Consider the following 7,706-nt stretch of genomic DNA (forward strand, 5'->3'; position numbering starts at 1 on the left):
ATATATTAATTATCTATCCAAAAAATCCTAACTCATGCAAAAAATCGTATCCGATCCAAAAATAATGATGGGCAAACCTGTCATTTCAGGAACTCGTATTACAGTTGAATTAACGTGAGTTCGATGAACCTCTCCCGGACTGCCTTCCTCTGGGAAACAGAAAGGGAAGAGCAACGAAAAATTAAGCTTTTTGCTCCCCTCTCCGACACGGAGAGGGGCTGGGGGAGAGGTCAAATAAGACTTGTCGAACTCACGTTGAATTAATTCTCGAAAAGCTTGCTGCGGGTGAAACACCTCAGCAAATACTCGAAGCGCATCCGCGACTTACCGATGAAGGAATTATATCATGTCCGTATAATTAGTTATGATTTCCACAGTCATTGCACCCCACCCCTTAATCCCCTCCCCGCAAGCGGGGAGGGGAGACAAAGCGTAGCTTTGGCGGGGTGGGGTTCTTCGGGTTTAATAAGTAATCAAGCGGACATGATATTAAAGCAGCTTTGGCATTTGCGGCTCAAGCTTTGCGGTATGATGTGGTTTATCCAACGATTGAGAAAGCTTCTTGAAGTTTTTAGGGGACGAAAATTTAGATTGGCAAATCGTTGAACGTCTGCGGCTGGATGATCACGAAGTTTTGTATGTTGTGGAAATGGAACCAGGAATTCCTGACGATGAAGTTTTGAACTTGGCTAATAATGAAGGTGCAATTCTCTTGACATCAGATAAGGATTTTGAGATGGAATGATATAGTGTAATCTGTTAAAGGCTTTAAGGTAAGTCTCAAGGGCGATCGCGCCTTGTGTTCTGGTAGGTGATAGCGTATTTGATTATCGAATTTACTTTTTACTTTTGCCTTGTTGTACTAATGTGTTTGCTCGTTCAATTTAATGGCTATTCAGGTGAAACGAGCCTAACGTTGGGAAAGTAGGTGCGATAGCGATTGACATCGCGGGTAATGAGAGGCAAATTAGCAGTGCTAGCATGGGCACCAATGTAGAAATCAGGCAATGGGGAGGTTCTTGCGCCACCACGACGACGGTAGTTAAGAAAACTTTGACCTGCTAGGAATGCCGCATCCCAAGGTAAAGGCAGACGTTGAAATATATCTTCCGGCAATGCAGTGATGAGTTCCTGTTCTCTAGGAAAGCCGATGGCAATCTCAGCGTAGATGATGGGATTAATGGCAAGTTGGTCTTGACGGGCATAGGTTGTCAGTTGAAGGGCAGACCAATCAAACCAGTTGCGATCGTTGGTAAGAATGTTGAGGATAACGTTGCTGTCTACCAAGACGGTCATGGATTGTCGTCGCTACGGGTGAGGGTCATAATTTGGTCAGTGGTGAGGTTTCCAGCAGCGCAACCCCGCATGATGTCAATCCAGGTTGAGATTTTATCGGTAGGTTGTATTTTCTTGAGGTAGAGACGATCGCCTTCGATTTCAAACGCTAATTCTACATCGGGAGAAATGTTTAGCACCTCTCGGATTTCAGGAGGGATGGTAATCTGACCGTCAGGTGTAATCCGCATAGTGTGTTTGTTCTTCAAGCGTTCTTATGTCCTCATGTTAATGTTGAAGTGTTTAGCTAATAGCTCTCCTGCATTTCTATTTTCCATATTTCCCACTATTTTAATCATCTTGTGAGACGATTAAAACGCGATGGCTCCGCCAACGCCAGAGGCGAACGCGCCTTCTGTTCTGGTAGGTGATGAATCAGGTTTGAAGCAATGATTATATAACTAAATAAATCATCAGTTGCAACTACTTTCTAACTGTTTTATTTGCTGTTCTTGATATTCTTCAGGAACGAAACTGTAACCAAACTCAGAACACTTGGACTTGATAATTTTGGCTAATTCAACCTTTTCCTTTTTACGATTACCATTCTCAAACTTGATTATATCTGTCTCATCAGCTCCCTTAGCATAAAAATTAGGATTTGCTAAGTTATCTCGTAAATTTAGACGTGTTGGCTTTTCTTTTATATTTGTAAATAAGGCTTGAATTAAGACTTCAGCAGCATCGTAAGCTGTCACAGCCCAAGGACTAATTTCTCTACCTTGCCATAATTCTTTGGCTTTATTAGCAAAATTGGATTGAGAAACTGTTGTTTGTATCCACGGAGTAGTCACCACTAAACGATCTATAACATCTTCACCTAGCAGAAGTGTTTCATCAGTGAAAAGGGGATTTGCTCCTACTATCACAAAATCTTTAGGACTAGCTTTAATTAATTTGAAGGTATTACGTAGGCTATAGTCAGTGGTTCCTCCATCAGGAATAACGACAAAGGCTTTAACCCCTTTAGCATTTGCATATTTAATAGCTTTGCTTGGCTTAAAGAAAGGGTTAGATAAATGAAATAAATGGAAATATTTATATTTATCTTTCTCTTTCTCTTTCTCTTCTAACTCATTTATAATATCTATATTAAAGTCAGAGAAATTCTTTTTTAATTTATCTAAAAAGGATTTACTGAAGTTACTGGATGGATTGTAAAAAACTGCCACTTTATTAATTTTTTTACTTTCTAGATAACGTACTACAGCTATAGTGTTTCGCTCAAGAGAGGGAATTGTGCGGAAGAAAAAATGATCGTTTGGACGTGGAAGTTCTGCGGAAGTACTCCCAGGAGAAACCGATACTAACTCGCCCTTTTCATAAATATCCCTCGTTTTAAGAGTAAGATCGCTAGCATAATGACCTATGACTGCAAGTATATGCTTCTGTTCTACTAAAATGCTTGCAATTTTTTGAGCTTCCTTAACGTCGTTTGCGTCATCCGCTATCAATACTTTAAGACCAATTTTAGGCTGATATTTTTCTTCACTCAAAAATTTTTCTTGGGCTTGAGCAACTCCCCTTAAAATTTGTAACGAAGTATAAAGGTTACTACTTATAGGAACTACTACAGCAATTGTATAAGCTTGTGTCTCTTCTTTTTCAATTCTGGCATTATTAAGATATATCAATGTTTCAGGATCATTTGGTTCTTTGTTTCTTACAGTTTCAAGTAATTTAATAGCTGTTGGATAATCATTGTTCTTATAAGCCTCTATCCCCTGGCTTTTGTCATTTAAAATAGACCCTGATATTAGAGATTTTTCACCACAACTTAAAGATTTAACAATTGACAAGTTTATATTACTATTGTTTTTACGATTTGGACAAATAGTATTTGAAAAATAGAATCTGCCTTGAAATACTAATATTGCTAACAACAATCCGATACTTATACACCCAATAAGTAGTCTTTTTACTAAAGGTCTTATGATTACATTTATATATCTGTTTATATTAATAATCGAATTTTTTTCTCTTGGCAAAACATCTGGTTTTGGTGGTGATGGTTCAACACTATTACCCTGGTTTTGTAGCTGATTTTCCTTTGCTTTTAACTCTTGCTTTCTTTGTTCAATCTGCTTTTCACGGTCTTTCATGTTTTGATTTATTTGTTCAATCTCCTGTTTCAACTGAAGATTTCGCCTTGGATTTGTTTCACAACGCTCCTGATTGTATAGCTCATTCCATAGCTTCCTATCTTTTGCAAGTTGCTCTTGGAGATATTTAAGCTGATCATCCATAGCTTAGTTCCTCCGCAACTTAGCGATTAAGTGTTCCCAAGCAGACTTAATGTTGAAACCACTTCCAAACTCTAACTCACCTTCGTACTCCACAAGCATCGGCACAATCGGTAGAGTTATTTTTAATTTATGTTTTGCATCTAGCTCAGGATCTTTGATAATTTCAGCTACTGCTACACTATTGAGAGGCAAAGCAGGAATTCGTTCTTCTAATGCTGCTAACATCTGTTGCATCTGTTGCTCTGAAATCAAGTTTGCTTCCAGTGCATCTATTAGGTTCTGAATTAAAACTAATTGTGTTTGGTCTAGTTGCTGAGTAATAGCACTAATTATGGCTCGTTCGATAGCATCATAGCGGTTTAATAGAGCTTGACGCATTTGATTCTGATTTTCATAAATGGCAACTTGACCATTTAGTAAAACGTTTAACTTCGCATCCATCTGCTGCAATTGGCTTTCGACTTTCTGCATCTGAGCATTTGGAGTATTTGATAATTCTTGGTCTAGTTCAGCGTACTCTTGCTTGTAGCGAGCAAGTGAATCCCATTGCCGCTCAATTTCCTGGCGATACCCAGCCTTGACACGAGGGTTTGTCTCGTAGCGCAATGCTTCTTCAAACTCCTTAAGCAGTTCTTGGTCTTTGCTAACGTGTATTTCCAAATCTCGTAGTCTCTGAGAAAAGCCTGGAGGGAGCATAAGGTTAACTCTTTACTTCCTGGATAGTTAACTTTGTAAATCGCAAATAGATTAAGTAAACTCAACAGTACTTGGTTTTTATTCGGAACTCAACTGAAGTGAAGCCATACCGTAATTACCGTAAGTCCTTTTTAGTGTAGCAATGTCTCGCATCTGTGCGCGATCACACCCCAAAAAATCTTTACATGATATAATAAGTCAACTTAAAAGCGATCGCTCCTGACACCAACCAAAAGTGCGATTGCCTTTTGTTACCCAACCTCAAGCTGTTATTTCAGAACTACGGCAGTAAAATCAGCCAGAACTCATAAACAAAGCTGTACATCTTGGTAGCATTGAGTGAAGTACCTGTCAGCAAGGGAGCGAGGGCGATGTATGCAACCGTCACACAACCACTGACTTTTGAAGAGTTTCTTGGCTGGGACGATGGTTCAGGCAGAGAGTTTGAGCTATTGGATGGGATTCCCGTGCCATTATCAGAACCAAATGCAAATCATGAGGATTTGATCGAGCGACTGTGTACCCACTTAGAAAATCACTGCCAAGAAAATGACCTGCCTTACGTGTCGCGCCAGTCCAAGCAGGTTCGGCTCAAAACAGCACCAGGAGAAAAAGAAAAAAGCCGGAAAGCAGACATTGTCATATTTGCAAGAGTTGAATGGCAGAGGATGAAAACTAGCTCTAGTTCTGCTGCTGCATATATTCCACCACCCGGAGTCATTGAGGTCGTTAGCAATAACTGGAAGGACGACTATCTGACAAAACTTGCTGAATATGAAGACTTAGGCGTTTTCGAGTACATCATTGTAGACTATGCTGCTTTTGGTGGCATTCGGTTCATTGGCTCTCCCAAGCAGCCAACCATTACAATCTACCAACTTGAAGGTGCAGAGTATTTACCCCCAAAGGTGTTTCGAGGGCAGGATCGAATTGATTCTAGATTGTTTCCGAACATTCCTTTAACGGCTGAACAGATTTTTGCAATGAGTCGCTGATTAGCAATGAAGAAATTTATTCTAGTCGTCTTCTTGGCACTAGTTTAATGCGCGATCGCTCTTAGTGTTGGCAAAGCGATCGCTATACCCACCGCCAAGCATTTGGTCGGAGCGGTGCTAAGATAAATAAGCCGATTCACTCGCGCCAAAGTTCAATGACTATTGCCAAACTGTCCGAACTAGGCATTACTCACCTTCCCGACCATACTGAGTTACCAGAGTCGGATGGGACTTTTGTGAAAAATTTTCAAGAACATCCACAAAGCATACTTCTAACTGACTCCGTTCAAGGTAGATTACAGCAAATTCACTCAGATAAGCAGTATTGTATTGGTCAAGATTGTGGCATTTACTGGCGTTTGACCGAACCACCTGAACGCGGTGCCGAAGCACCCGATTGGTTTTACGTCCCGAATGTTGCACCTATGTTAAATGGTCAGTTTCGACGTTCGTATGTGTTGTGGCAAGAATATGTCGCTCCCCTAATTGTACTGGAATTCGCTTCTGGAAATGGTTCAGAAGAAAGAGATAATACTCCAATGACTGGTAAATTCTGGGTATACGAGCAAGCAATCCGCGTACCTTTTTATGGCATTTACGAATTTAGCAAAGCTGCGGTTGAGGTTTATCACTTAGTTGATGGTAGGTATCAGCAACTCACAGCTAACGAACGTGGACACTATGAGATTTCTTTGATGGGTGTCGAATTGGGTATTTGGCAAGGACAGTATGGAAATACTACAGCGCCTTGGTTGCGTTGGTGGGATACACAGGGAAATTTATTACTAACTGGTGAGGAAAAATCGCAGTTATTAACATCTCAATTAGAACAAGAACAGCAAAAAAACCAGCGTTTAGCAGAACGCTTGAGACAGCTTGGAATAAATGCTGATGAAGTTTAATACAGGAGAATTCAGAATTTAGAAGTCAAACACGCTTTATTAATGGCTTTGAGACGAATCGTTGTATACTTCACTTTCCTTAAAATCTGCTGTAGTGATTAGAGATGGATTCACCAATCACAGGATGCGATGTCTACGATGGTCACTGAGCTTGTCGAAGTGCGGGCTACGCCTACGCACTTCTTGCATCCGAGTATTTTTTAATGCAGTGGATAATTGGCGCAAGCGATCGCTAACTTCTAAATTAGACTCTTGCGATCGTAATTCTGGTGGTATTTCCGCCAACAGAAGTGGATTTTCTTGTACCCATTCATTATTGGCAATCCCCGTCCATGTGCCTTGCTTTTCCCTAAAACTATCAATCAAGCCCTTTAGTTCTTGAATGCAGTACGATTCAAAACCTGCTGCTTCAAAAATTGCAGCACGCAAGTACTCTTCAAAAGCATTAATATCATTTTCAACTTCAAATATTACATCGTCTTGGGAAGATTTCAATTCGCTGTATTCTATGGTTACTGCTCCGGCGCTCATTTCGCTGACAGCAACAGGAACAATTTCTGCTCCACATAATAGATTTACTAAAGTGCTTTTACCACTACTGGTAGTTCCTGTTGTCGCAAGGGTAAGAGTAGGATTTTGAAGCTCATCTACTAAATTATTAATAGCTATCTCTAAGAGGATGTCTGAAAAGTAAAAAAGCCCACGTAACGGTATCCTGTCAGTAGAAAAAACACTTAAGTATGACAGAGTTACGAGAGCCATGAATCCATCGTACCCAAGTAATTTGACTTCACAGCAGTGGGAAATACTCAAAAAACTAATCCCGGCTCCAAAAAAAGGTGGGCGAAAACGTAGCGTTGAGATGCAAGCGATCGTCAACGCAATCTTATACATCTTGTGTGCAGGATGTGCGTGGCGAATGCTCCCGAATGATTTCCCTAAATGGAAAACCGTCTACCATTACTTCCGAACTTGGCGAAAAGATGGAACATGGCAAATTATTCATGAACGTTTACGGCTGTGGGTACGTGTGAGTCAAAACCGAGAACCATCGCCATCCGAAGCCATTATGGATAGCCAAACAGTTGAGACAGCGACAATGGTATCAAAGGAGGTTGGTTTCGATTCCGGCAAAAAAATTAAGGGGCGAAAGCGACACATACTCGTTGATACATCTTTCTGTTCCTGGTGGCGGGTAACAACACTCCAAATCCACCTATAGACATCAATAACCCAATGGGCGAAATCCTTACCACGATAACCGCCATCCACCCAGATCTGAATTAAACGACCAAAGCGATCGCGTACATTGTTGAGTTGTGATAAAACTCGTTTTGAGGAGTGCTTGTTCGCTTACCAAAGCGGCAGTAATAACGACAACCATTAATAGGCCTAATGTATCAACCTGACTTTTCCCGTTAAGTCTTGAAAGGCTTACTGATAAAGGATTTAACAAACAGCACAGCATATACGGTAGAGTAATTGAAATCGGGTGCTAAAGGTAACAAGCAATGCTGGACTGGTGGGAGAAG

The 7,706-nt window shown here is 40.6% G+C and carries 11 protein-coding genes; 6 read left to right on the top strand and 5 right to left on the bottom strand.

Going from position 1 to position 7,706, the window contains the following annotated elements:
* Positions 1-34: 34 nt before the first annotated feature.
* The 3 genes from LC653_RS46410 (at position 35) to LC653_RS27705 (ending at position 745) form a co-directional block, all read left to right on the top strand.
* Positions 35-118 carry a DUF433 domain-containing protein gene (locus LC653_RS46410; protein ID WP_267923192.1) on the top strand — a complete coding sequence of 28 codons (84 nt, stop codon included), beginning with the start codon at positions 35-37 and terminating at the stop codon, positions 116-118.
* A gap of 100 nt (positions 119-218) precedes the next feature.
* Positions 219-362 carry a DUF433 domain-containing protein gene (locus tag LC653_RS27700; RefSeq protein ID WP_233718585.1) on the top strand — a complete coding sequence of 48 codons (144 nt, stop codon included), beginning with the start codon at positions 219-221 and terminating at the stop codon, positions 360-362.
* 200 nt (positions 363-562) lie between these two features.
* Positions 563-745, top strand: a complete 183-nt coding sequence (locus LC653_RS27705; protein WP_229497875.1) for a DUF5615 family PIN-like protein — start codon at positions 563-565, stop codon at positions 743-745.
* Between the two features lie 146 nt (positions 746-891).
* On the opposite strand, the gene LC653_RS27710 is transcribed toward LC653_RS27705, so the two are convergent.
* The 4 genes from LC653_RS27710 to LC653_RS27725 form a co-directional block, all read right to left on the bottom strand.
* Positions 892-1,296: a type II toxin-antitoxin system VapC family toxin gene (locus LC653_RS27710; protein ID WP_229497876.1), complete on the bottom strand. Its 405-nt coding sequence runs from the start codon at positions 1,294-1,296 to the stop codon at positions 892-894.
* Positions 1,293-1,526 carry an AbrB/MazE/SpoVT family DNA-binding domain-containing protein gene (locus LC653_RS27715; RefSeq protein WP_229497877.1) on the bottom strand — a complete coding sequence of 78 codons (234 nt, stop codon included), beginning with the start codon at positions 1,524-1,526 and terminating at the stop codon, positions 1,293-1,295. Before LC653_RS27715 ends, LC653_RS27710 begins: the two co-directional genes overlap by 4 nt.
* A 222-nt stretch (positions 1,527-1,748) precedes the next feature.
* On the bottom strand, positions 1,749-3,581 hold the full coding sequence (locus LC653_RS27720; protein ID WP_229497878.1) for an ABC transporter substrate-binding protein: 1,833 nt from the start codon (positions 3,579-3,581) through the stop codon (positions 1,749-1,751).
* A 3-nt stretch (positions 3,582-3,584) separates the two neighbouring features.
* Complete coding sequence (locus LC653_RS27725; protein ID WP_229497879.1) at positions 3,585-4,277, bottom strand: hypothetical protein; 693 nt, start codon at positions 4,275-4,277, stop codon at positions 3,585-3,587.
* 326 nt (positions 4,278-4,603) lie between these two features.
* Here LC653_RS27725 and LC653_RS27730 point away from each other — a divergent pair, with 326 nt between their 5' ends.
* Positions 4,604-5,272: a Uma2 family endonuclease gene (locus LC653_RS27730; protein ID WP_229497880.1), complete on the top strand. Its 669-nt coding sequence runs from the start codon at positions 4,604-4,606 to the stop codon at positions 5,270-5,272.
* Between the two features lie 155 nt (positions 5,273-5,427).
* Complete coding sequence (locus tag LC653_RS27735) at positions 5,428-6,174, top strand: Uma2 family endonuclease (protein WP_229497881.1); 747 nt, start codon at positions 5,428-5,430, stop codon at positions 6,172-6,174.
* Positions 6,175-6,291: 117 nt separating this feature from the next.
* Here the strand turns inward: LC653_RS27735 and LC653_RS27740 are convergent, their stop codons facing one another.
* Positions 6,292-6,936: a dynamin family protein gene (locus LC653_RS27740; protein WP_229497882.1), complete on the bottom strand. Its 645-nt coding sequence runs from the start codon at positions 6,934-6,936 to the stop codon at positions 6,292-6,294.
* Here LC653_RS27740 and LC653_RS27745 point away from each other — a divergent pair.
* On the top strand, positions 6,935-7,396 hold the full coding sequence (locus LC653_RS27745; protein WP_229497883.1) for an IS5 family transposase: 462 nt from the start codon (positions 6,935-6,937) through the stop codon (positions 7,394-7,396). The two genes, LC653_RS27740 and LC653_RS27745, sit on opposite strands and share 2 nt — an antisense overlap.
* The last annotated feature ends 310 nt before the right edge of the window (positions 7,397-7,706 follow it).

It is taken from the genome of Nostoc mirabile CHAB5784, assembly GCF_020829645.1.
GTDB lineage: Bacteria > Cyanobacteriota > Cyanobacteriia > Cyanobacteriales > Nostocaceae > Nostoc > Nostoc mirabile.

Bases quoted from the DNA above. Each gene is read 5' to 3' on its own strand.
- LC653_RS46410 (WP_267923192.1), top strand. From the start codon at position 35: ATGCAAAAAATCGTATCCGATCCAAAAATAATGATGGGCAAACCTGTC.
- LC653_RS27740 (WP_229497882.1), bottom strand. From the start codon at position 6,936: ATGGCTCTCGTAACTCTGTCATACTTAAGTGTTTTTTCTACTGACAGG.
- LC653_RS27720 (WP_229497878.1), bottom strand. From the start codon at position 3,581: ATGGATGATCAGCTTAAATATCTCCAAGAGCAACTTGCAAAAGATAGG.
- LC653_RS27715 (WP_229497877.1), bottom strand. From the start codon at position 1,526: ATGCGGATTACACCTGACGGTCAGATTACCATCCCTCCTGAAATCCGA.
- LC653_RS27725 (WP_229497879.1), bottom strand. From the start codon at position 4,277: ATGCTCCCTCCAGGCTTTTCTCAGAGACTACGAGATTTGGAAATACAC.
- LC653_RS27710 (WP_229497876.1), bottom strand. From the start codon at position 1,296: ATGACCGTCTTGGTAGACAGCAACGTTATCCTCAACATTCTTACCAAC.
- LC653_RS27735 (WP_229497881.1), top strand. From the start codon at position 5,428: ATGACTATTGCCAAACTGTCCGAACTAGGCATTACTCACCTTCCCGAC.
- LC653_RS27745 (WP_229497883.1), top strand. From the start codon at position 6,935: ATGAATCCATCGTACCCAAGTAATTTGACTTCACAGCAGTGGGAAATA.